Annotated in this window: 23 protein-coding genes and 3 tRNA genes; 18 read left to right on the top strand and 8 right to left on the bottom strand. The window is 69.2% G+C overall.

The window, feature by feature from the left end:
• The first annotated feature begins 190 nt into the window (after positions 1-190).
• The 12 genes from CYJ26_RS02685 to CYJ26_RS02630 all read left to right on the top strand — a co-directional run bounded on the left by CYJ26_RS02685 (position 191) and on the right by CYJ26_RS02630 (position 13,445).
• Positions 191-1,156 (top strand): ABC transporter permease, encoded by a 966-nt coding sequence (locus CYJ26_RS02685; protein WP_024036358.1) that lies wholly within the window; start codon positions 191-193, stop codon positions 1,154-1,156.
• Entirely contained in the window at positions 1,156-3,300 is a 2,145-nt protein-coding gene (locus tag CYJ26_RS02680; protein ID WP_101637875.1) for a dipeptide/oligopeptide/nickel ABC transporter permease/ATP-binding protein, read from the top strand. The genes CYJ26_RS02685 and CYJ26_RS02680 overlap by 1 nt, the downstream gene beginning before the upstream one ends.
• Positions 3,297-4,121 (top strand): ATP-binding cassette domain-containing protein, encoded by an 825-nt coding sequence (locus tag CYJ26_RS02675; RefSeq protein ID WP_024036689.1) that lies wholly within the window; start codon positions 3,297-3,299, stop codon positions 4,119-4,121. Before CYJ26_RS02680 ends, CYJ26_RS02675 begins: the two co-directional genes overlap by 4 nt.
• A 38-nt stretch (positions 4,122-4,159) precedes the next feature.
• Positions 4,160-5,077 carry a dihydrodipicolinate synthase family protein gene (locus CYJ26_RS02670; protein ID WP_006549357.1) on the top strand — a complete coding sequence of 306 codons (918 nt, stop codon included), beginning with the start codon at positions 4,160-4,162 and terminating at the stop codon, positions 5,075-5,077.
• Between the two features lies 1 nt (position 5,078).
• On the top strand, positions 5,079-6,116 hold the full coding sequence (locus CYJ26_RS02665; protein WP_101637874.1) for an ROK family protein: 1,038 nt from the start codon (positions 5,079-5,081) through the stop codon (positions 6,114-6,116).
• Complete coding sequence (locus CYJ26_RS02660; protein WP_006549359.1) at positions 6,113-6,814, top strand: N-acetylmannosamine-6-phosphate 2-epimerase; 702 nt, start codon at positions 6,113-6,115, stop codon at positions 6,812-6,814. Before CYJ26_RS02665 ends, CYJ26_RS02660 begins: the two co-directional genes overlap by 4 nt.
• Positions 6,815-7,118: 304 nt before the next feature.
• Complete coding sequence (locus tag CYJ26_RS02655; protein WP_006549360.1) at positions 7,119-7,400, top strand: HU family DNA-binding protein; 282 nt, start codon at positions 7,119-7,121, stop codon at positions 7,398-7,400.
• Between the two features lie 152 nt (positions 7,401-7,552).
• Positions 7,553-8,428, top strand: a complete 876-nt coding sequence (locus CYJ26_RS02650) for an ABC transporter ATP-binding protein (RefSeq protein ID WP_006549361.1) — start codon at positions 7,553-7,555, stop codon at positions 8,426-8,428.
• The gene (locus tag CYJ26_RS02645) at positions 8,404-10,107 is read left to right on the top strand and encodes a hypothetical protein (protein WP_006549362.1); all 1,704 of its coding nucleotides are present in this window, start codon (positions 8,404-8,406) and stop codon (positions 10,105-10,107) included. The genes CYJ26_RS02650 and CYJ26_RS02645 overlap by 25 nt, the downstream gene beginning before the upstream one ends.
• Positions 10,108-10,305: 198 nt before the next feature.
• Positions 10,306-11,040 (top strand): glucosamine-6-phosphate deaminase, encoded by a 735-nt coding sequence (gene nagB / locus CYJ26_RS02640; RefSeq protein WP_006549363.1) that lies wholly within the window; start codon positions 10,306-10,308, stop codon positions 11,038-11,040.
• A 207-nt stretch (positions 11,041-11,247) separates the two neighbouring features.
• Positions 11,248-11,625 (top strand): DUF3039 domain-containing protein, encoded by a 378-nt coding sequence (locus CYJ26_RS02635; protein ID WP_006549364.1) that lies wholly within the window; start codon positions 11,248-11,250, stop codon positions 11,623-11,625.
• A gap of 65 nt (positions 11,626-11,690) precedes the next feature.
• A complete protein-coding gene (locus CYJ26_RS02630) occupies positions 11,691-13,445 on the top strand; it encodes a DEAD/DEAH box helicase (protein ID WP_180950832.1) in 1,755 nt (584 codons plus the stop codon).
• On the opposite strand, the gene CYJ26_RS02625 is transcribed toward CYJ26_RS02630, so the two are convergent.
• Entirely contained in the window at positions 13,442-14,872 is a 1,431-nt protein-coding gene (locus tag CYJ26_RS02625; RefSeq protein WP_006549366.1) for a nicotinate phosphoribosyltransferase, read from the bottom strand. The genes CYJ26_RS02630 and CYJ26_RS02625 overlap by 4 nt on opposite strands.
• Before the next feature lie 114 nt (positions 14,873-14,986).
• Here CYJ26_RS02625 and clpS point away from each other — a divergent pair, with 114 nt between their 5' ends.
• The 5 genes from clpS to CYJ26_RS02600 are packed head-to-tail and all read left to right on the top strand — an operon-like array spanning position 14,987 to position 18,298.
• Entirely contained in the window at positions 14,987-15,316 is a 330-nt protein-coding gene (gene clpS / locus CYJ26_RS02620; RefSeq protein WP_006549367.1) for an ATP-dependent Clp protease adapter ClpS, read from the top strand.
• Positions 15,316-15,996, top strand: a complete 681-nt coding sequence (locus CYJ26_RS02615; RefSeq protein WP_006549368.1) for a DUF2017 family protein — start codon at positions 15,316-15,318, stop codon at positions 15,994-15,996. Before clpS ends, CYJ26_RS02615 begins: the two co-directional genes overlap by 1 nt.
• Before the next feature lie 31 nt (positions 15,997-16,027).
• Entirely contained in the window at positions 16,028-16,849 is an 822-nt protein-coding gene (murI, locus tag CYJ26_RS02610; RefSeq protein ID WP_034236930.1) for a glutamate racemase, read from the top strand.
• A gap of 35 nt (positions 16,850-16,884) precedes the next feature.
• A complete protein-coding gene (locus CYJ26_RS02605; protein WP_006549370.1) occupies positions 16,885-17,715 on the top strand; it encodes an MBL fold metallo-hydrolase in 831 nt (276 codons plus the stop codon).
• A gap of 1 nt (position 17,716) precedes the next feature.
• Positions 17,717-18,298: a hypothetical protein gene (locus CYJ26_RS02600; RefSeq protein ID WP_024036699.1), complete on the top strand. Its 582-nt coding sequence runs from the start codon at positions 17,717-17,719 to the stop codon at positions 18,296-18,298.
• Positions 18,299-18,428: 130 nt separating this feature from the next.
• Here CYJ26_RS02600 and rdgB read toward each other — a convergent pair whose 3' ends face one another.
• From rdgB to CYJ26_RS02585, 3 genes are all read right to left on the bottom strand, one after another.
• Complete coding sequence (gene rdgB / locus CYJ26_RS02595; protein ID WP_006549372.1) at positions 18,429-19,109, bottom strand: RdgB/HAM1 family non-canonical purine NTP pyrophosphatase; 681 nt, start codon at positions 19,107-19,109, stop codon at positions 18,429-18,431.
• A gap of 8 nt (positions 19,110-19,117) precedes the next feature.
• On the bottom strand, positions 19,118-19,909 hold the full coding sequence (rph, locus tag CYJ26_RS02590) for a ribonuclease PH (protein ID WP_006549373.1): 792 nt from the start codon (positions 19,907-19,909) through the stop codon (positions 19,118-19,120).
• Between the two features lie 256 nt (positions 19,910-20,165).
• Positions 20,166-20,249 (bottom strand) — tRNA-Leu (locus CYJ26_RS02585).
• Between the two features lie 155 nt (positions 20,250-20,404).
• Between CYJ26_RS02585 and CYJ26_RS11110 the strand changes: the two genes are divergently transcribed.
• Complete coding sequence (locus tag CYJ26_RS11110; protein WP_006549374.1) at positions 20,405-21,556, top strand: Gfo/Idh/MocA family protein; 1,152 nt, start codon at positions 20,405-20,407, stop codon at positions 21,554-21,556.
• A 92-nt stretch (positions 21,557-21,648) separates the two neighbouring features.
• On the opposite strand, the gene CYJ26_RS02575 is transcribed toward CYJ26_RS11110, so the two are convergent.
• From CYJ26_RS02575 to CYJ26_RS02565, 4 genes are all read right to left on the bottom strand, one after another.
• On the bottom strand, positions 21,649-22,125 hold the full coding sequence (locus CYJ26_RS02575; protein ID WP_024036200.1) for a peroxiredoxin: 477 nt from the start codon (positions 22,123-22,125) through the stop codon (positions 21,649-21,651).
• Between the two features lie 67 nt (positions 22,126-22,192).
• Positions 22,193-22,375, bottom strand: a complete 183-nt coding sequence (locus tag CYJ26_RS10675; RefSeq protein ID WP_006549376.1) for a hypothetical protein — start codon at positions 22,373-22,375, stop codon at positions 22,193-22,195.
• A gap of 342 nt (positions 22,376-22,717) precedes the next feature.
• Positions 22,718-22,794, bottom strand: a tRNA-Lys gene (locus CYJ26_RS02570).
• A gap of 36 nt (positions 22,795-22,830) precedes the next feature.
• Positions 22,831-22,907 (bottom strand) — tRNA-Lys (locus CYJ26_RS02565).
• Positions 22,908-22,944: the final 37 nt, after the last annotated feature.

The following is a 22,944-nucleotide window of genomic DNA, read 5'->3' as shown; positions in this document are numbered from 1 at the left end:
GGGCCCAGTGTCGTCAGTGGACGCGGTTGCCTCGCGGCGAGTCCCCACTTGCCATCAGACATCAGATGTCAGACAATAAGGCGGTGGCCGACACTGTCGCCGGCCCTCTCGCACGTGGCAGCGCCATTGTGCCGACATGACGTCGGCCGGCTCTGCGCGGCGCGGGACGCACAAGCAAAGGAGCATCCCAGTGTCCAACCTCCTCCGCCTGATTGGACGGCGCCTGGTGGCGCTGCCCGTCATGGTGCTGGGCGTGACGCTGCTCGTCTTCGTCGTCATGTCCTTCTCCTCCGCAGACCCTGCGCGCTTGGCGCTGGGGGAGTCGGCGACGGCGCAGGCGCTCGAGCAGTACCGCGAGACCCATCACCTCAACGATCCTCTCCTGTCCCGCTTCTGGGACTACCTCGTGGGGCTCGTCCACGGGGACCTGGGGACGACGTTCACCGGCGTCAAGATCTCCGACCTGGTTGCTCAGGCTTTCCCGATCACGCTGCAGCTGACCTTCATCGGCATCTTTGTGGCGGTCATCGCAGCCACGGTACTGGGTGTCATCGCCGCCCTCTATCGTGACCGGTGGCCCGACCAGGTCATCCGGGTGATCTCGGTGCTGTGCCTGGCCACGCCCTCCTTCTGGCTCGCGCTGCTGCTCATCCAGCGCTTCGGTGACATCCCGGGCGCCAGTGGCACCTTCCCCTCGGTGGTCACCGAGTGGGTCTCCTTCGGGGACGATCCGGCTGCCTACGTGCGACAGATCTTCCTGCCCGCCCTGGCCATCGCGGTGCCGAACACCGGCACCTTCACGCGTGTGGTGCGTACTGCCATGGTCGAGGAGCTCGATCGTGACTACGTGCGCACCGCCATTGGCGCTGGGATCCCCAAGCCCGTGGTCATCGCCCGCAACGTGCTGCGCAACGCGCTCATCACCCCGCTTACGGTCCTGGGCCTGCGGCTGGGCTACGCCATGGGCGGCGCCGTCGTCATCGAGATGATCTTCAACATCCAGGGGATGGGCCAGCTCATCTTCCAGGGCATTACCCGTAACGACGTCAACATCGTCCAGGGCGTGTCCATCACCGTGGCGCTGGCCTTCATCATCATCAACATCGTCGTTGACATGCTCTACGTGCTGGTCAACCCGAGGATCAGGAGCGTCTGATGCTGCACCGTCGCACACTCGACAAGGTTGCCCAGCCCGGGCTGCGTTTCCAGGGTTGGAGGAAGCTGCCGCTGGGAAGCAAGATCGCCGTCCTCGTACTGGCCCTGGTGACGCTGATCGCGGTCTTCGCCCCACTGGTGGCTCCCTACAACCCTGGAGCCACAGGCCTGGCCGCCAGTGAGACTGTCACTCACGTGGAGGGAGTGGGAGACATCGTCTCCTCCGACCCCGCCACCGCTCCCTCCTTCAGCCATCTCTTCGGTACCGATGCCACCGGCCGTGACATCTTCTCCCGCGCGGTCTACGGCGCCAGGGTCTCGCTCGTCGTGGGCCTGAGCGCCACCGGTATCGCCCTGGCCCTGGCTACGGTGCTGGGCGCCGTGGCGGCCACCAGCCGCAAGTGGATCGGCGAGGCCGTCATGCGCGTGCTCGACGTCGTCATGTCCTTCCCCGGTATCGCGCTGGCCGCGGTGCTGGTGCTGGCGATGTCGACCCGGCTGCCGATGGTGCCCGTCATCATCATCGCGACCGCGGTCGTCTACACCCCGCAGCTCACCCGAGTCGTGCGGGCCAACGTCCTGGCTCAGTTCGGTGAGGACTACGTGGCCGCTTCCAAGGTGATGGGCGCTCGTGTGCCCTGGATCCTGGCCAAGCACGTCGTGCGCAACTGCGTGGCCCCGATCATGGTCTACGCCACGGTCCTGGTGGCTGACGCCATCGTCTTCGAGGCCTCACTGTCCTTCATCGGTGCGGGCATCACCTCGGTCAACACCCCGACCTGGGGCAACATGCTCTCCGAGGGCAAGGCACTGCTGCTGTCAGGGCACTGGTGGCCGACCTTCTTCCCCGGATTGATGATCCTCATCACCACGCTGTGCCTCAACGTCCTGTCCGAGGGCCTGACCGACGCCATGGCCTCGCCGCGTATCCGCGCCAACGTCGACGTCGAGGCGGACGAGGAGGCGATGCAGACCGAGCACGCTTGGAAGGAGGCCGGGGCCGCGGTGCGCTCGCACGCCGATCTGCCCGCCGATGCCGTCACCCAGGCACAGGTCTCCGAGTTGACCGGGCTGGTCGAGCCTGCCGCCGAGGAGACTCCTCTGGAGGAACGCCTGGCCACGCTGCGCCGGGCCGAGCTCGCGCGCCAGGACCGACTGGTCTACCCCACCCCCGAGGCCGAGCCGGTCCTGGAGGTCAAGAACCTCTCGATTGCCTTCCCGGCACAGCACGGCGACGTCAACATCGTCGACGACGTCTCCTTCTCCGTTCGCCCCGGCGAGACCATGGGGCTGGTGGGTGAGTCCGGCTGCGGGAAGTCGATCACCTCGATGGCCGTCATGGGGCTGCTGCCTCCGACGGCGCGCATCACGGGTGAGATCCTGTTCAAGGGACGCAACATCTTGGAGATGACGCTCGCGGAGCACAACGCCCTGCGAGGTCACGAGATGAGCATGATCTACCAGGACGCCTTGTCCTCCCTCAACCCCTCGATGCTCATCCGTTCCCAGATGAAGCAGCTGACTCGCCGAGGGGGCACCCGCAGCGCCGAGGAGCTGCTCGATCTGGTTGGGCTGGACCCGGTCCGCACGCTCAAGAGCTACCCGCATGAGCTGTCCGGCGGACAGCGTCAGCGCGTCCTGATCGCGATGGCCCTGACGCGAGACCCGAGCCTGGTCATCGCTGACGAGCCCACCACGGCCCTGGACGTCACGGTCCAGAAGCAGGTGATCGACCTGCTCAACGACCTGCGCGAGAAGCTCGGCTTCGCCATGGTCTTCGTCAGCCACGACCTGGCACTGGTTGCCAAGGTCGCCCACCGGGTGACGGTGATGTACGCGGGCCAGGTGGTTGAGCAGGCGGGGACCAGTGAGCTGCTGACCAACCCCGTCCACGAGTACACCCGGGGCCTGCTCGGCGCGGTCCTGTCCATCGAGGCAGGCTCCAACCGCCTCCACCAGGTGCGGGGCACCGTTCCCAGCCCCTCAGAGTTCGTCAAGGGTGACCGCTTCGCCCCGCGCTCGTCCTACCCCACGGTCGGCCTGGACACCCGCCCGGTGCTCAAGCCGGTTGCCGCCGGCAGCGACCACTTCTACGCCGTCACGCCTGAGCTTGAGGCGATCCTCGCCAAGGAGGCCATGTCATGAGCGCCCAATCCGCTTCCACCTGGGACCCGCAGACCGACCCGGTGATCGAGCTGCGTCACGCCCACGTCATCCACAAGTCCCGCACCGGCAAGCTGTTTCGCCCGGACACGGTGCATGCCGTCAACGACGTCTCGCTGACCGTACGCCGCGGAGAGACCCTGGGTCTGGTGGGTGAGTCCGGCTGCGGTAAGTCCACCACCGCCCGTGTCATGGTGGGGCTACAGCCCCTGACCAAGGGTGAGGTGTACTTCAAGGGACGTCGCCTGGGCAGCTCGGCGGCGGACCGTAAGGCCCTGGGCCGCTCGGTGTCCGTGGTCTTCCAGGACCCGGCCACGGCGCTCAACCCACGCATGATCGTTCACGACACCCTGATCGATCCGCTCAACGTCCACGGCATCGGTTCCCCGAAGGAGCGCGAGGCGAGGGTACGTGACCTGCTGCACCTGGTGGGACTGCCTCCCAGCGCCCTGGAGGTCCTGCCCCGGCAGATCTCTGGCGGGCAGCGTCAACGCGTGGCCATCGCCCGAGCACTGGCGCTAGAGCCGGACATCATCGTCGCGGACGAGCCCACCAGCGCCCTGGACGTGTCCGTGCGCGCCCAGGTCCTCAACCTCCTCCAGGACCTCAAGAGCGCGCTCGGTCTGGGGCTGGTCTTCATCAGTCACGACATCAACACCGTGCGCTACGTCTCCGACCGCATCGCCGTCATGTACTTCGGCGAGATCGTCGAGATGAACACGACCCAGGAGATCTTCTCCCGCCCGCAGCAGGACTACACCCGCACCCTCCTGGGCGCGGTGCCCAGCCTGCTTGAGGCATGACTGCAACCCCTGTCCCACCAACGTTAGGAAACACCACTATGGATACCCGATTCACCGGTGTCATCCCCCCTGTCATCACGCCCTTCAAGGACGGCCAGATCGATCTGGACAGCCTGGACCACCTCGTTGACCTTCTCATCGACGCCGGTGTCAACGGCCTGTTCCTCCTGGGATCCTCCGCCGAGACCGCCTACCTCACTGACGCCCAGCGTGAGCTGGTGGTCACGCGTGTGGTTGACCGCGCCGCCGGCCGTCTGCCCGTGCTGGTCGGTGCCATTGACACAACAGCGAATCGCGTCATCGAGCACGCCCGCCGGGCCCAGGCGTTGGGGGCTGACGCCATCGTGGCGGCCTGCCCCTTCTACGCCATCAATGACATGACCGAGATCGCTGAGCACTTCACCGCCATCCGTCAGGCCGTGGACCTGCCGCTGTTCGCCTACGACGTGCCGGTGCGCCTGAACGGCAAGAAGCTCGCCGTGGACATGCTCGTGCGTCTGGGTGGCCTGGGGGTGCTCGACGGCGTCAAGGACTCCTCTGGCGATGACGTCGCCTTCCGGCGCCTGGTGGCCGCCAACGAGGAGGCTGGGCACCCGCTGGTGCTGCTGACCGGGCATGAGTGCGTGGTCGACGGCATGCTGCTGCTGGGCGGGGACGGGATGGTACCGGGCTACGGCAACGTCGAGCCCCGCCCCTACGTTGAGCTGTGGCAGGCGGCCCAGCGTGGCGACTGGCAGGAAGCGCGGCGGATCCAGGACCGGATCTGCGCTGGTTTCGAGATCGTCTTCGTGCCGCAGGGGCGCTCGGCTGACGCCTCGGGCATCGGGGCGTTTAAGACCGTCATGGAGGCCCAGGGTACGATCGCCTCGAACGAGATGGCCTTCCCGGTACGCGCGCTGACGGGCGAGACGAAGGAGAAGGTCGTGGCTATCGCCCGAGAACAGGGGCTGATCTGACATGAGCACGCGGGACGACTCGCGCCCGGGCACCGAGGAGGAGCCTGTCCTCGTTGGTGTGGACCTCGGAGGGACCAAGATCGCCGCCTGCCTGGTGACGGTCAGTGGTCAGCTGCGAGGCGAGGTCCACCAGGTCCCCACTCCTGGGCGGGAGGGTTCCGCGGCCATGCTCGCTGCGATCGCCGGGCTAGTCGGCCAGGTCGTCGCCGCTGGCACCCATGGCGGGCGCTCGCCCCGCCCACTGGCGGTCGGGATCGGCTCGGCCGGCATCATTGACGCACGCAGCGGGGTGGTGCTCTCGGCCACCGACGCGATCGCCGGGTGGCCGGGGACGAACGTGGCCGACGGCGTGGCTCGCCTCCTGCCCGGTGCCGGGGTGCTGGCCCCTGACGGCCAGGCACCGCTCGTGCACGTCGATAACGACGTCAACGCCTACGCGGCTGGCGAGGCGTGGCTGGGAGCCGGGCACGGGGCCTCTAGCGCCCTGGTCGTAGCGGTAGGCACCGGGGTCGGCGGTGCGCTGGTCCTGGGCGGAGCTGTGCATCACGGCACCCACTTCCTGGCCGGCGAGATCGGGCACATGCCGAGCCAGGCCGCGGCGGGCGAGCCGTGCACCTGCGGCAAGTCCGGTCACCTGGAGGCCGTAGCTGCCGGCCCGCAGATCGCTCGCCGTTACCGCGAGGCCACGGGGGAGACCTCGGTGACCACGGCGCTGGAGGTTGAGCGCCGCGCGCAGGGTGGCGACGTCGTCGCGCAGCGGGTCTATGAGGAGGCCGCGGTCGCGCTGGGGCGGGGCATCGCCCAGATCGTCACGGCGGTGGACCCGCAGCGCGTCATCATCTCCGGAGGACTCGCACGCTCCGGGGACCTGTGGTGGCAGCCGCTGCGACGCACGGTGGCTGACGAGCTCATCGAGCTCATCGCGGACTCGACTGAGCTGCTTCCTGCAACGTTGGGGACGATGGCGCCGATCATCGGCGCCGCGCACGAGGCCTGGCTGCGTCTGCCGCAGGCCGCTGGTGAGAGGAACGAGGCATGATGACGAGCACGATGACCAAGACCGAGATCCTTGACCGGCTGCGCGGTGGGCTCATCGCCTCTGCCCAGGCCTATCCGGGCGAGCCGATGCGTGACCCGCGCACGATGGACGAGGTAGCGCAGGCCTGCGTGGCCGGCGGCGCCGTCGGCATCCGTGCCCAGGGACTGGCCGACCTGGCCCTGATCACCCAGCACGTGGACGTCCCGGTGATCGGACTGTGGAAGGACGGGCACGACGGGGTCTTCATCACCCCAACCCTCACCCACGCCGTGGCCGTGGCTGCCACCGGCTGCCAGATCGTGGCGATGGACGCCACCCGCAGGCCCCGCCCTGACGGGCGGACCTTTGCTCAGACCGTCGCAGGCCTGAAGGAAGCATTCCCCTCCGTGCTCGTCATGGCCGACTGCGGGTGCCTGGAGGACGCCCAGGCGGCCCAGGACGGGGGAACGGACATGCTGGGTACCACGCTGGCTGGCTACACCGGGGACCGGCCCAAGACCGACGGCCCGGATATCGAGCTGGTGGACCAGGTCGCGGCCATCGCCCAGGTCCCGCTCATCGTCGAGGGGCGGGTTCACACGCCTGAGCAGGCTCGCACCGTCATGGAGCACGGGGCCTTCGCCGTGGTGGTCGGTACCGCGATCACCCATCCCACGACCATCACCTCCTGGTTCGTCGACGCCGTCGCCCGTCACTGACGGCGGCTGAGTCCTCCCGCACCGCACCACGGTGGGCCGGTCCCTACGCTGTAGCGCGCAGGGGCCGGCCCACTGTCGTGTGATCCTCATGTGGCTGGCGGGCCTGAGTGGGGGCAGGGCGCAGTCTCATCGGGTTGTGGTTGGTGTGACACATGTGACCCAAGAGGCAGCGTCGGAGTGAAAAGTGACGTTCTCCGCCCCGAATCTGTCCGCCGTATCTGACAAAACCGCCGTTTTATGCATAGCGTTACGGCCAGCGGCACCGAACCGACCGGTGCCCACCCACGAACTGAGAGGCAGATACATGTCCGTCAACCGCACTGAGCTCATCGCCGCCATCGCCGAGAAGGCTGGCCTGACCAAGACCGACGCCGACGCCTTCCTCGGCGCTTTCCAGGAGGTCCTGGTTGAGAACGTCGCCAAGGGCGAGGCTGTCAAGATCACGGGTCTCATGGGCGTCGAGCGCGTCGAGCGCGCTGCTCGCACCGGCCGCAACCCCCGCACCGGTGAGGAGATCCAGATCCCGGCTGGCTACGGCGTCAAGCTGACCGTCGGCTCCGCCCTGAAGAAGGCCGTCGCCAAGTGACGATCCGCTGACCTCCTCGCCTGGCGAGGACGTCGCGAGCGAGGGCGTGCCACCACGGCTGGTGGCACGCCTTCGTCGTCTGTCCGGGCAGGACAGGGCAGATCCTCCAAGGGGAGGAGGACGGTGTCGGTGTCTCTCCGTAAGGTGTGGCTATGAGCCAGAGCACGCCTTTCGACGCCGTCCCTCCAGCAGGCCCAGGCGGCGAGCACCCCTCCGCCTGGCAGCCGGCCCCTGACGCCGCAGCCCCCGTGAGCGCACCGGAGGCGAGCGTGCCCGCGCTGGTCTGCCAAGGGCTGTGCAAGGCCTTTGGACAGAAGCTTGCGGTGGACCATCTCACTCTGACGGTGCCGGCTGGCTCGGTCTACGGCGTGGTGGGGCCCAACGGCGCCGGCAAGACAACCACCCTGTCCATGGCCACCGGCCTACTCGTCCCGGACGCTGGCCGCGTCCTGGTCCACGGGGCGGACGTGTGGCGGGAGCCTGGCCGGGCCAAGGCCCTGCTGGGCGTCCTCCCCGATGGCCTGCGCACCTTTGACCGGCTCAGTGGCCTGGACCTGGTGACCTACTCAGGCCTCCTGCGTGGACTGGACCGCGAGGTCGTGGTGCCGCGGGCCATCCAGCTCCTCCACGTCCTGGGGCTGTGGGAGGCGGGTACCACGCTGGTGGCCGACTACTCCGCCGGCATGCGCAAGAAGGTCCACCTGGCCTGCGCTCTGGTGCACTCTCCCTCCGTCCTGGTCCTGGACGAGCCCTTCGAGGCCGTGGACCCCGTCTCGGCCCAGACCATCCAGGGGCTGCTGACAGACTTCGCCGGCGCCGGGGGCACGGTCATCATTTCCAGCCACGTCATGGCCACGGTGCAGCGCTTCTGCAGCCACGTCGCGGTCATCGCCGCCGGCCGGGTCCTGGCGGCAGGGGCCACGCAGGAGGTTGCGGCCGGGCAGGACCTGGACACGCGCTTTGCCCAGCTGGTCGGGGCGCCGGCAACGCGGGAGGAGCTGTCGTGGTTGCGACCCTCGTCCGTCTGAGGTGGCGGCTGACTGTCAACGGGTTGCTGCGCAACGTCTGGGCGGTCATCGGCACGATCGTCGGCGTGCTCTACGGCCTGGGCGGGCTGGCCCTGGTCGGCGCTCTCGCCGTCGCGCTGGGCCAGGCCTCGCCGGAGGCCATCGCTGCGGTGCTGGCGGTTGCCGGTGCGCTGGTGGTGGCGGGCTGGACCCTGCTGCCGCTGCTGCTCACCGGTGCCGACTCCACCCTGGACCCCCGGGCCATGGCGGCCTGGACCGCTCCGTCGCGCGCGCTGGCCCGTGGACTGGCCGTGGCGGGAGCAGCCGGGATCCCCGGCATCCTCACGGGCCTTGGGCTGCTCCTTCCGGCCGTGTCCTGGGCCTGCGCCGGGCAGTGGGCAGCGGCCGGGCTCGCGCTCGTCCTGGCTCCGGTGGCGCTGGCAACCTGTGTGCTGCTCAGCCGCGTCGTCGTCATCGGTGCAGGTGTCTCCCAGTCTCGGCGAGGCAGGGAGATCGCGGGCCTCGTGGGCGTGCTGCTCCTCCTGGGCGTGGCGCTGGCCCCCTCCTTCCTGCAGAACGTCAGCCTGGGGGCTGACGCCGTGCAGTCGCTGCGTCACGTCGGCACCGTGATCGGGCTGACCCCGCTCGGGTGGGCGCTCGCAGCGCCGGGATACCTGGCACAGGGGTCCTTCCTCGTGGCGACGGCGCTGACCGTCCTAGCGATCGCCCTGCCAGTGGCGCTCATGCCTGCCTGGGGCAAGGTGGTGACGCGGGCAATGACCGGGCCAGAGCGCAGCCGGTCTCGCCGCCGCTCCTATGACAGCGTCAAGGTCGCCCGCGAGGCCGGCGAGGCTCAGCAGGGCGGGGTGGACCCGCTGCCCTGGCAGCGGTGCCTGGGACACCTCGTTCCTGGTCCGGCAGCCGCTGTGGCCGCACGGTGCCTGCGTTACTGGCGAAGCGATCCGCGTTATCTCTCCCAGCTCATCAGCCTGCTCCTGCTGCCGACGGTGTTCACCTTCGTCTTCGTTCGCTCGGTGGGCTCGGCCGCCGGACAGGACTCCTCCATGGCGTGGGGGCAGGCACCTGTCACGGTGGTGGGGGCTGCCCTGCTCCTCGCCCTTTTCTCAGGGTGGATGCTCCATGACGACCTCGCTATGGACTCCACCGCCGTGTGGCAGCTCATCTCCGCCGGCACTCCTGGACGTCACGACCGCCTGGGGCGCATGGTGGCGGCAGCCCTGTGGCAGGTCCCGCTCATCGTGATGGTCCTGCTCCTGACCGCGGCCTACGCCGCGCGGTGGGAGACCGTGCCGGCCGTGGCAGGCACGAGCCTGGCCCTGTACGGCGTCGGTCACGCCTGGTCCGCGATCTCCAGCGTCGTCATGCCCTATGAGACCAACGCGCCGGGGGACAGCCCCTGGAAGTCGCGAGGATCCGGGATGACCCTGATTCTCAGTCTGCTGCAGCTCCTCGGCTTCGTCGTCATCATCGCGGCGAGCTCACCCGTCATCGCTGGCCTGGTATGGATCGCGGTCTCCGGCTCCTGGGCGTGGGGGTGGCTGGTACTGGTGGTTGGTGCGCTCTGGGGCCTCGGGGCGGCGTGGATCGGCATGGTCCACGGCGGGCGAGCGCTGGACGATCGCGGGGCGCGGGTCCTGACGACGATCCGCTCCTGGCCCGGGCACGAGGAGACACGTTAGACCTGGCAGGCCAGGAGCCTGCGTGGGGCGGGCCGGGCGCCGCAGCATGCGCCTGGCCCGATCACCGAGGACGCGACCGTCTCGGCGGCGCAGACGCATGGTCCCAGGACGTCTGATGTCCTGATGGGTGGGGCTATCATGGGTGCTGGTGCACGGACGCACCCGGCTACGGCCGTGACGTCTCATCTGAGGAGAACAATGAAGCTCGTCGTCCTCGACACTGCCGAGCAGATCGCTTCCACCGCCGCCGACGCGATCGAGGAGCTGCTGACGGCCAAGCCGGACGCCGTCCTCGGAACTGCCACGGGTTCCAGCCCCCTGCCCCTGTACGACGAGCTGGTGCGCCGCTACGAGGCCGGCCGGATCTCCTTTAAGGAAGTCACCGGCTTCATGCTCGATGAGTACGTCGGCCTTCCCGAGGGCCACCCTGAGCGTTACGCCACCTTCATGGAGCGCAACCTGCGCTCGCGGGTGGACATGCGTCCTGGTTCCCTCCACGGCCCGGACGCGTTGTCAGCGGACCTAGAGGTGGCCTGCGCCGGCTATGAGGAGCGTATGGCCGCGGCCGGGTACTGCGACCTGCAGATCCTGGGCATCGGCTCGGACGGTCACATCGGCTTCAACGAGCCCGGCGGCCCGCTGGACTCGCGCACGCACATTGACGTCCTGACCGAGCAGACGCGCCGGGACAACGCCCGCTTCTTCAACGGGGACATTGACGCCGTCCCCACCCACTGCATCACCCAGGGCTTGGCCACCATCATGGAGGCGCGTCAGCTGGTTCTCATCGCCACCGGCGAGAACAAGGCTGAGGCGATCCACCAGCTGGTCGAAGGCGAGGTGAGCGAGCAGTGGCCAGCCACGGTCATGCAGCGCCACGCCAACGCCCTGGTGCTGGTTGACCCGGCGGCCGCCTCGCGCCTGAGCCACTGAGCGTTCCTCGTCCTTTGACGCAGCCGGGGCCCGCGCGCCTGCTATGCAGGCGCGCGGGCCCCGGCTTCTGTCCAGGCCGTTCCGGGCACCCCGCGCCCTCGCCGGCCGGAGCGGGCCCGGCGGGGGAGGTGAGCGTGCGCGCAGCGAGAGAGTTTCCACAGGCCCGAGCCAGGACCACCCCTGCGCGCCCGTCCTACACTGGGACGCATGACTGAGTCCCTTGAGCAGATGACGGCGAGCACCGACTCCGGCCCTGGCGAGCCCGGCCGCCCGCTCTCGGACCCGTCCACCGGCGTCTCGACCGGTACCGCGGTGCTAGAGCGCGAGGAGCTCCAGTCCACCGACGACGGCGACGCTGACCGCTTCGCCCACTACGTGCGCAAGGACAAGATCGCGGCCGCAGCCGCGACCGGACGCCCCGTCGTCGCCCTGTGCGGCAAGGTCTGGACGCCCGGGCGTGATCCGTCAAAGTACCCGGTGTGCCCCACGTGCAAGCAGATCTACGAGCAGATGCGTGAGGGTGGCGACTCCGGCGGCAAGGGACCGCGTTTCCCCCGCTTCCCCTTCTCCCGAGGCGGTCAGTGAGCGGCGCGCGTCGCAACCAGGCAGCGAGCAACCCGACCCAGCCTTCTATCTTCGCCGCGGAGACGATGCCGCCGGCCTACCCGCGTCGTGCCGCCTGGGGCACGGCGGGGTCACTGCGCGCCTGGCAGGCCGCGGCGCTGAAGAAGTACCTGGAGACCATGCCCGAGGACTTCCTCGCCGTGGCCACCCCAGGCGCTGGTAAGACCACCTTCGCGCTGCGCATCGCCACCGAGCTGCTCAGCACGGGTGACGTTCACCAGGTCACCGTCGTGTGCCCGACCGAGCACCTGAAGTACCAGTGGGCGGAGGCCGCCGCACGCGTCGGGATCCACATCGACCCCTCCTTCACCAACAGCCAGGGGGCTCTCGGCTCCCGCTTTGACGGCGTGGCCCTGACCTACGCGCAGGTAGCGGCGAACCCCAACCTGCACCGTGCCCGCACCGACGCGCGGCGCACGCTGGTCATCATGGACGAGATCCACCACGGCGGTGACGCCCGCTCGTGGGGAGACGCCATCCGCGAGGCCTTCGCCCCCGCCCGGCGCCGGCTGGCGCTGACGGGTACGCCCTTCCGCTCGGACGAGTCGACGATTCCCTTCGTCCGCTACGTCGAGGAGACCGGCGGTATCAAGCGCTCGCGGGCCGACTACTCCTACGGCTACTCCGATGCCCTGCGCGACGGCGTCGTGCGCCCGGTGATGTTCATGACTTACTCCGGCGAGATGCGCTGGCGCACCAAGGCCGGTGACGAGGTGGCGGCGCGACTGGGTGAGCCCTTGACCAAGGACCTGGAGGCCCAGGCCTGGCGTACCGCGTTGGACCCCAAGGGGGAGTGGATCCCCTCAGTGCTGGCCGCGGCTGACCAGCGCCTGACCGAGGTGCGTCGTCAGGTCCCTGACGCCGGGGGCCTGGTCATCGCCACTGACCAGGCCAAGGCCCGCGCCTACGCCAAGCAGCTGCGCCAGATCACGGGCGAGGAACCGACCGTCGTCCTGTCTGACGACTCGGGCGCCTCCAGCCGGATCGAGACCTTCTCCGCCTCTACCGACCGCTGGATGGTTGCGGTGCGCATGGTCTCCGAGGGCGTGGACGTACCCCGCCTCGTCGTCGGCGTCTACGCCACCTCCACCTCCACGCCGCTGTTCTTCGCTCAGGCGGTGGGACGCTTTGTCCGCTCGCGCTCACGGGGCGAGACCGCCTCAGTCTTCCTGCCCTCCGTGGTGCCGCTGCTCAGTCTGGCCAACGAGCTGGAAGTGGCTCGCGACCACGTGCTGGGTAAGCGGTCTTCCTCCCAGGAGGACGACCTGTTCGGCGCCTACGCCGAGGACCGGCTGGTGGCTGAGGCCAACCAGGACGCCAAGGCCTCCGACGACCTGCTCGGCGGCTTCGAGGCGATGGACTCCACCGCTGAGTTCGACCGGGTCCTCTTCGATGGCGGAGAGTTCGGTACCGGCGCCATGGTCGGCAGCGTCGAGGAGCAGGAGTACCTGGGGCTTCCCGGGCTGCTGGAGCCTGAGCAGGTCACGGCCCTGCTGCGCCAGCGTCAGGACCGCCAGATCGCGGCGCAGAAGCGGGAGTCAGCGGCAGCGGCCAAGCGGCGCGCCAACTCCGGTATCGACGACGCTCGGCGCCGCCAGGCCGCTCGTAAAGAGCTCTCGCAGCTGGTGGCCGCCTGGGCCAGGCGCTCGGGGCAGCCTCACGGTGCGGTTCACAACGAGCTGCGACGTGTGTGTGGCGGCCCCGAGATCGCCCAGGCCTCCACCGAGCAGATCGAGAAGCGCGTAGCGACGCTGCGCCGCTGGTTCGTCGGCAAGCGCTAGCCGCGCAGGGTCTGACGGCCATCCAGGTCCAGGTGACGGGTGGGCACGGCCGGCTCACCCTCGGACAGCCTCCAGGCGTCGTAGGGCAGCTCGGCGCGTGAGGCCCGGTGCCGCTCGGCGGCAGCCTGGAGCGCAGCCGGCCCACGGTGCTCCTCGTTGACGACGCCGTCGCGCACGAGCTCGACCTGCAAGGGGCGTGCTCCGGCATCGTGCAGGGCCGCCAGGGCCTCGCCCTGCTCGCGTGCCGAGACCACCAGCTCCTCGGCCGCTGTGCCGGTGGCGTCCAGGACGCGCCCGGCCCACTTGCGGCCGCCCACGGTCGACTTGCCTCCGGTGGAGAACTTCGCGACCTCCTGCATGACGCCGTCGGCGTCGGCGCGCTCGACCAGCTTGTAGACCAGGGCTGCGGTGGGGCGCCCGGAGCCGGTGACCAGCTTGGTACCCACACCGTAGGAGTCCACGGGGGCAGCCCCCAGCGCGGCGATGGCGTACTCATCCAGGTCATTGGTGACCGTGATCTTCGTGCTCGTGGCCCCCAGGGCGTCAAGCTGCTGACGCGCCTTGAAAGCCTCGGCGACGAGGTCGCCGGAGTCCAGGCGCACCGCTCCCAGTTCCCCGCCGCCGGCGCGGGCAGCCTTGACCGCCCTCTCGATACCGCGCTCGATGTCATAGGTATCGACCAGGATCGTCGTGTCGTGGCCCAGTGAGGCGACCTGGGCGGCGAAGGCCTCCTCCTCGCTGTCATGCAGGAGGGTGAAGGAGTGGGCGGAGGTGCCGACGGTGCGGATGCCGTAGCGCATGCCGGCCTCTAGGTCGCTGGTACCGACGAAGCCTCCGACGACGGCGGCGCGGGCCGCAGAGACGGCAGCGCGCTCGTGAGCACGGCGGGCACCGAAGTCCACGCAGGGGCGCCCGTGGGCGGCGATGACCATGCGCGAGGCGGCTGAGGCAACGGCGCAGTCATAGTTGTAGATGGACAGCGCCAGGGTCTCCAGGATGCAGGCCTCGGCGAAGGTGCCCTCCACGGTCAGCAGCGGGGAGCCGGAGAAGTAGCACTCGCCCTCGGCGTAGCCGCGGATGCTCCCTGAGAAGTGGTAGTCACGCAGGTAGTCCAGGGTGGCGTCGTCGACGACGCCGGTGGCGTGGAGGAAGTCGATCTGCTGAGGCGTGAAGGTGAAGCGCTCGATGGCGTCCAGCAGCCGGCCGGTGCCGGCGACCACTCCGTAGCGCCTGGATGAGGGCAGGGCTCGGCCGAAGATCTCGAAGACGCTGTGGCGCTCGGCGGTGCCGGCGGCCAGCGCCCCCTGGAGCATCGTCAGCTCGTACATGTCCGTCAGCAGTGCCGTGGAGGTCACCGCCGGAGCGTGCTGGGGGTCGATCGGGCTACCGGTGACCGCGTTGCGCGGAGTGGCCTTGCTGGGAGTCATGACACCAACCTAGTCCCCAGGCCCGCACGACGCACGAGACCGGGTCAGGCCGTAGGGTCAGGCGGCGGGCCAGGCTGCGGCAATCGTGTCTGACCCTCTCGATACCCTGGAGCCATGTCAGCCAGTGCACCCGTCGCCTCGCCCGACACCCGCGAGGACTCAGCCACCCAGCGCCTGGAGCGCTGGCGCACCGTGGTCCACGACGATCCGGTCAACACCATGGACTACGTCGTGTGGGTCTTCCGCAGCTACTTCCGCTTTCCGCTCTCGCTCGCCCACCAGCGCATGATGCAGGTCCACACCACCGGGCGCGCCATCGTCTCGCGCGGGCCTCGCGAGCGCATGGAGGTGGACGTCACCGCCATGCACTCCTACGGGCTGCGGGCCACGATTGAGCCCGACGGCGAGGATCCTGAGGGCGCTGAGGGGGAGGCGGGGGCCTGATGCAGCACTTCGTCCCTGCGACAGGAGGGTGGGAGAGCCTGGTGGAGGCCTGGGAGCGTGAGCTGATTGCGGGCCTCCTGGAGCAGGTGCTCTTCGTCCTGACCTCTCAGGGCGGGCCGAGCCAGGAGGCGCACAGACCGGGAACCGGGCAGCGCAGCGGTGAGAGCGAGCGTGACAGCCAGATCCTGGCCTCCCTCGACTTCGCGATGGAGGATGCCGCCGGGCAGTCCCGCACAACGCACTCGCCCCGGGCCGACGCGGAGCTCACGCCCCTGCTGGAGGTGCTTCTGCCGGAGGCCTCAGAGGACCCCCTCACCGCCGTCGAGGTCGCCTCGATCACCCGTGAGCGGCTGCGCTCCCTCAAGGTTGAACGGGCCCGGATCGTCATGGCTCAGCTGCGCGAGCCAACCGGCCAGGGTGCGAGCGTGCGGGTGGAGGCCGGCACGGAGCAGGACTGGCTCGGGGCGCTCAATGACCTGCGCCTGGTCCTGGCCCAGCGCCTCGGGATCGAGGACGCCCAGGCTGCCGAGGACGTCCACGCCGTCGCCTGGGAGGACCCGCCGCAGGAGGAGAGCGAGACCGAGCGCTCGCGGCGGGCGATGTCGATGGTCTACGACATGCTCACCTGGTGGCAGGAATCACTGCTGACCGTGCTGCTTAGCGGCGATGGGCCCGCCTAGTCTCGAAGGCGTGAATGACGCACCGATCGGGATGTTCGACTCCGGCGTCGGCGGCCTGACGGTAGCGCGTGCAGTCCTCGACCAGCTGCCGGGGGAGCAGGTGCTCTACATCGGGGACACCGAGCACTCCCCGTACGGGCCCCGACCGATCGACGAGGTCCGCGAGCTGGCACTGGCCGTCATGGACGAGCTGGTGGACTCCGGGGTCAAGATGCTGGTCATCGCCTGCAACACGGCCTCTGCCGCGGTGCTGCACGATGCCCGCCGTCGCTACACCCTGGGCAAGGGAGTGCCGGTGGTGGAGGTGATCCACCCCGCTGCCCGCGCGGCGGCGAGGGTGACGCGCAACGGCCGGATCGGGCTCATCGCCACCCAGGGCACGGTGGACTCCCGGGCCTACGCCGACGCCCTGGAGGCGGTTCCCGGCGTCGAGCTGCTGTCTACTGCGTGCCCGGACTTCGTTGAGCTGGCCGAGCGCGGCGTGACCACCGGGCCACAGGTGATGTCTCGGGCGGAGGAGTACCTGCTGCCGCTGCGAGAGGCCGGGGTGGACACGCTGATCCTGGGCTGCACCCACTACCCGTTGCTCATCGGCCCGATCTCCTACGTCATGGGCGAGGACGTCACCCTGGTGACCTCGAGCGAGGAGACCGCCAAGGACGTCTACCGCGGGCTGGCCAGCCAGGGCCTGCTGCGTGATCCCGACGCCCCGGCCCCGGTCCACGAGTTCCGTGCCACGGGTGACCCAGAGTCCTTCGCGGTCCTGGCACGTCGCTTCCTCGGCCCGGAGGTCACGCACGTCACCCGCTCCGGCCTGGGCACTGACAGCCCGCTCGGTGGCTCCACCCACTGACCCCGTCCCCTACCCCTTCCCATCCAAGGATCCTCATGAAGATCACCGTCATCGGCTGCACCGGAAGCATGTCTGGTCCGGACTCCTCAGCCTCGAGCTACCTCGTCCAGGCGCGGGGGATGTCAGCTGAGGGCACCGAACGCACCTACTCGGTGGTCCTGGACCTCGGGCCGGGTTCCATGGGGCAGATGCTGCGCTACATCGATCCGGCAGATCTCGATGCCCTGGTCATCTCCCACTGTCACGCCGACCACATGGTGGATCTGGTAGGGATGCACGTCTTCCGCCGGTGGAACCCCGCTGGCGCGCTGGGCCCGGTGCTGACCATCGGTCCTGCCGAGCTGCCCGCCCGTCTGCGCGGGGTGGACGGCACGAGTGAGGCGGAGACCTATGCCACCGAGTTCACCTTCCGTACGGCGGTGCCGGGGCAGAGCATCCAGATCGGACCGATGACCATCACCCCCTTTGAGGCTCTTCACCCGGTGGAGGCCTACGGCTACCGCATCGAGGGACCGAGTCAGTCCCTGGGGCAGGACGGTGTGCCGACGCGTGCCGCGATGGCCTTCACTGGTGACACCGACCTGACCGAGTCGATGATCGACATGGCTGACGGCGTGGATTTCCTCCTGGCGGAGGCGGCCTTCGTTGAGGGACGGGATACCGTGCGCGGGATGCACCTGACCGGCAAGCGCGCTGGTGAGCTGGCTGCGGGCACTGCCGGCCAGACCCCGCGCCGGCCGGTGGGGCACCTGGTTCTCACCCATATCCAGCCATGGACCGATCCGGGTGTACCGCTGCGCAATGCCGCCCACGTCTTTGACGGACCGCTGGAGGCGGCAACGGCAGGCGCGAGCTGGGAGATCTGAGATGGCAGGTGAGGACTCGCTGGAGCCAGGCACAGGCCGGGCCGGTGCCCAGGCAGAGGAGAAGGGCGCGGTCCGCCGTATCTCCTACACGCCTGCGGTGCCCGATGGTCCGGACTGCCCCTGGACCCGTGACCGACGCACGCGCTGGTGGCTCGTGGTCCCGGCGGACCTGCTCGCCGTCGTCCTCATCGCCTTCTTCGCCGCTGCCTGCGTGCATGACACCTCGCAGGCGCCTGAGCTGCTCGTCGGGGGCATCATCTCCCTGCTTGCCGGGTGGGTCGCCGCCTGGCTCCTGGCCCGCCCATCCGATCACCTGGAGACGGCCGGTCGCGACGGCGCGAGCGTCGTGGTTATGACCTGGCTGGTGTGGGTGGTCGCGCGCCTGGTGGCAGGAGCCGACGGCGTCCTTGGCTTTGCCCTCATGCTCGCCTGCTTCATGGTCATCGTCATGGGTGGCTGGCGGTGGCTCTACGGCTTCGCTAAGGCCCAGGAGTCGTTGACGCCCAAGGCGATCCAGCGTCGCCTGGACGCACAGGAGGCGGCTGGCTCGCAGTCCGGCGCGTCCCAGGAGGACGAGGACTAGCCCCCCGCCGCTACTTGCCCGCCACCCTCGCCATCGCGACCGTGGTTTTGCGTGAGAAAACGGCCCCTACGCGATGCGTAGGGGCCGTTCCCGCACAGGAAACCACGGTCCTGAGGGCACCTGGGCGGGGTCAGGCCAGTAGATCCGCCAGAACCGGTGCCAGGTCCCGGAAGGCCTGGCCGCGGTGGGAGATGGCGTTCTTCTCCGCCGCACTCATCTGCGCGGTCGTCCGCCCGGCTGCGCCCGGCCGGTCCTCCTGGACCGGGACGAAGACGGGGTCGTAGCCAAAGCCTCCCTCACCCAGCGGGGCCGTGAGCAGGCGCCCCTCCATCGAGCGCTCCACCACCGTGACGGCCGGAGCCTGGTCCGCAGTGTCCTGGGCTGCCGGGGTCACTAGGACAGCGGCGCAGGTGAAACGGGCCGTACGGTGGGGATCGGCGATGTCGGAGAGCTGCGCGAGCAGGAGCTCTAGGTTGGCTGCGTCGTCGCCGTGATGGCCGCACCAGCGTGCCGAGAAGATCCCGGGTGCCCCGCCGAGCACGTCCACGCACAGGCCGGAGTCGTCAGCCACTGCCGGCAGGCCCGTGGCCGTGGCCAGCGCTCGCGCCTTGAGTTCAGCATTGGCAGCGAAGGTCAGCCCGTCCTCCACGGGCTCAGGAGCCTGGAGCGCGGCGGCAGAGATGATCTGCTCCGGTGCGAGGCCGGGGACCAGCGGCGTGAGGATTGCACGCAGCTCGGCCAGCTTGCCGGGGTTGTGGGTGGCGAGCACCAGCCGGGCGCCTGCGGGCACGGTGACCTGCGTCGTCGTCATCGCGCGCCTCAGGCGTCCTGGCCCGAGCGGACGGTGAAGGGCTCGTCGGACGGACCTGCCAGGACCGCCTTCTGCAGCTCGGCCAGCTCGCCGTTGCCCTTGGTAGCCAGGTCCAGCAGCGCGCAGAGCTCGTCCCGGTTGAAGGGGGCGTGCTCGGCCGTACCCTGAACCTCGATGAACTTGCCCGCACCGGTCTGGACGACGTTCATGTCCGTGTGGGCGCGCACGTCCTCCTCGTAGGGCAGGTCCAGGCAGGGAACGCCGTCGATGATCCCGACGCTGATGGCGGACAGTGAGTCAGCAATCACTGGCTTGCCGGCGCGTGGGCTGATCAGTCCCCGCTCAGTGCCCCAGGCCACCGCGTCGGCCAGGGCCACGTAGGCGCCGGTGACGGAGGCGGTGCGGGTGCCACCGTCGGCCTGCAGGACGTCGCAGTCCAGGGCGATGGTGTTCTCACCCAGGGCCGCGACGTCGACGACGCCGCGCAGGGCACGGCCGATAAGACGGGAGATCTCGTGGGTACGGCCGCCAACCTTGCCTCGCACGGACTCTCGGCCCGAGCGCTCGGAGCCGGCGCGCGGCAGCATGGCGTACTCGGCGGTCACCCAGCCCTCGCCGCTGCCCTTGCGCCAGCGGGGGACGCCCTCAGTGAAGGATGCGACGCACAGGACGCGAGTGCGGCCGAACTCGACCAGGACGCTGCCCTCGCCGTGCTCCTGCCAGCGGCGGGTGATGGTGACAGGGCGCAGCTCATCGGTGGCGCGCCCGTCCTTGCGGGTGAAGGTGGATGTAGAAGTCACGCCTGCAGCCTACCCGTAGGCCGCAGGCGAGCAGCAGGCTAGGCAACGCAGGCGGGTGAAGGTAGACGGGGGGAAGGGGATACGGGGGCGCAACCTTGAGCTGCGCCGGCGTCATCACTCACACGGACAACACGCCCAGGTCTTGATCGGCCGCGCACGGTGACGGACACGGACCTGGGGCATGCCTGGGCCAAGGCGTCGACGCTGCCGGCGTCCTCGCTCCGGCCCCTGCGTCATGCCACGAGGCGGGCTCGGTTGGTGCGCGAGATGGGACTCGAACCCACACGTCATGGACACTGGAACCTAAATCCAGCGCGTCTACCAATTCCGCCACTCGCGCTCGCGGGACAGCCTAGCGGTTCACGGCCCGAGCACCGAACTGGGCCGCAGCGCGCCCGAGCGAGAGCGAGGCTGGGGTTGTGGCGGCGCGAAACAGCGGACCGATGTAAGTTTGTCCGTGAAACCAATTGGGTGGTGGCAGGGTAGGCTCATGCCATGGCACGCAATGACGCCCCAGGCACACGCACCACTGACCTTCTTCCCCCTCTTCCAGACCTCGCCCATGAGCTGGCTGCCGAGGCCGGTGCCGCGGCGGGCTCACTCGACCTAGCCACGCTCGTTCCCGACCCGCAGGACGCCCCGGTCATCCGCTGGGGAATCCTGGGCGCAGGGGGTATTGCCGGCAAGTTCGCCACTGACGTCCCCAACCTGTCCTCCGGGGTCATCGCCGCCGTCGGCTCGCGCGAGGTGTCCAAGGCTCAGGCCTTCATCGACGCCCACCCGGGCACGACCAAGGGCGGACCTGCACGCGCTCACGGCTCCTACGAGGAGCTCGTGGCCGATCCCGAGGTCGACGCGATCTATGTTGCTACCCCGCACATGTTCCACGCTGAGCACGCGCTGACGGCGCTGCGAGGCGGCAAGCCGGTGCTGGTGGAGAAGTCCTTCACGATCAACGCCCCCCAGGCTCGCGAGGTCCTCGATACGGCACAGGAGCAGGGCCTGTTCGCCATGGAGGCGATGTGGACGCGCTTCCTGCCTGGGCAGGTCGTCCTGCGCGCGCTGGCCTCCAGCGGCGCGCTCGGCCAGATCCGCAATGTGCGGGCCGACCACTACCAGGTGCTGCTGCACGTGCCGCGTCTGGTGCGCCCGGAGCTGGCCGGTGGTGCACTGCTGGACCTGGGGGTCTACCCGGTCTCCTTCGTCCACTCCCTGCTGGGCAGCCCGGAGTCGATGCGGGTCCTGGGACGCCTGAGCCAGGAGGGCGTGGACCTGGACGAGGTCGTCGCCATGGGCTATCCCGGTGCGACGGCGGTGGCCGGTGCCGGCATGGACAGCGTCGGGACCAACACCGCCCAGGTCCTGGGCAGTCGGGCGCGGGTGGACCTCGGGCCGTGGTTCTTCGCCCCCACCACCGTCACCCTGGCACGTCGCGGGCAGGATGGCAGCGAGGTCAGCGCCACCTGGGACGCCGCGGTGCCCGGCGGCTTCCAGTTTGAGGCGGCGGAGGCGGCGCGTTGCATCGCTGCCGGCCGTACCCAGTCCGAGATCATGCCGTGGTCGGCGACCATGCGGGTCATGGAGCTCATGGATGAGGTTCGCCGCGATCTCGGCGTGGTCTACCCCGGCGAGCAGCCCGCGGCCTGATCCTCTGCCTGCGGCCTGATCGCCCAGGAGACGAGGCGGGGCGCCGTCGACCTTGTCCGAAAGGCCGACGGTGCCCCGCCGCACGTGGTCAGTCAGTCCAGGCCGAGCTCCTTGCGTAGGCGCCCCACGTGTCCGGTGGCCTTGACGTTGTACTTGGCCAGCTTGACGGCACCGTCCTTGCCCAGCACCACGGTGGAGCGGATGACGCCGGTCAGTGTGCGGCCGTAACTCTTCTTCTCGCCCCACGCGCCCCAGGCCTCCATGACCGAGTGGTCAGGGTCGGAGAGCAGGGGGAAGGGCAGGGACTGCGTGGCGGCGAAACGCGCGATAGCGGCCTGAGAGTCAGGGGAGACGCCGACGACGCCGTAGCCCGCCTGCTCCCACGCGGCCAGTGAGTCGCGGAAGTCGCAGGCCTCCTTGGTGCACCCCGGGGTTGAGGCGCGCGGGTAGAAGTAGACGACGCAGCCCTCGCGATGGTTCCTGAGGAGGTCTGCCAGGTGCACTGGGGTGCCGGTGGCGTCTGCGAGGGTGAAGTCAGACGCGGCCTGACCGGGGGTGAGCTGAGGCATGGTGGTCTCCTGTGAGTCGGTGACTGTCCATGGTAGGGCGAGGCTGCTGCCTGGCTGGTAGCGGCGCTCAGGCCGCCAGGGCGAGAGCGTCGCGAGCGGCCTCGAAGCGCTCCAGCGCCCGCTCCAGGCGGGAGGGGGAGGCGTCAGCCGCCAGGGAGCTCAGCTCGGCCTGTGCGGCGCTGTACTCGCGCTCGGCAGCCTCTCGCAGGTCCTGGTGCATGTGCATCGTGTTCATCATCAATCTCATCATCCTTCTTCAACATCACGGCCCCGTAGGGCCCCTCTGCGCTGGGAGTGAATGGCAGGTCGGTCCTGCGCCCAGCATGTGTGGTCTGGTCCGGTCCTCATAGCCCGCACGAGGCGGGGGAGTGCCCGGGATGGCATGGCACCTGGCGCGGGTTACGCAGCTCAGGCACTGCCGACGCAAGGATGAACGCTCGAGGTAGCCACCGGTATTCCATGGGGTGACGAGTCAGCCTCGGACGCGTGAACACTGGGGGTCCTCGATCTTTCGATGACCTCGGAGCAGAAGTGCTCACGATGACTGCTGATGCTTTCCGGAGAATCCGGTGCATCACGCAGCAGCCTTGCGTGGTACCCCCTCAGGGACTCGAACCCTGGACACCCTGATTAAGAGTCAGGTGCTCTAACCAACTGAGCTAAGGAGGCGTTGGTTGTGGAAGCGGCTCCGAAGAGCCTCTTCCGTGGTACCCCCTCAGGGACTCGAACCCTGGACACCCTGATTAAGAGTCAGGTGCTCTAACCAACTGAGCTAAGGAGGCATGTCTCGAAGCGCCTGAGCGCCCGGCGACGGAGGAA

It is taken from the genome of Actinomyces urogenitalis (assembly GCF_002861525.1).
In the GTDB taxonomy this organism is placed as follows: Bacteria; Actinomycetota; Actinomycetes; order Actinomycetales; family Actinomycetaceae; genus Actinomyces; species Actinomyces urogenitalis.
This window is presented reverse-complemented; position numbering and strand designations above follow the sequence as displayed.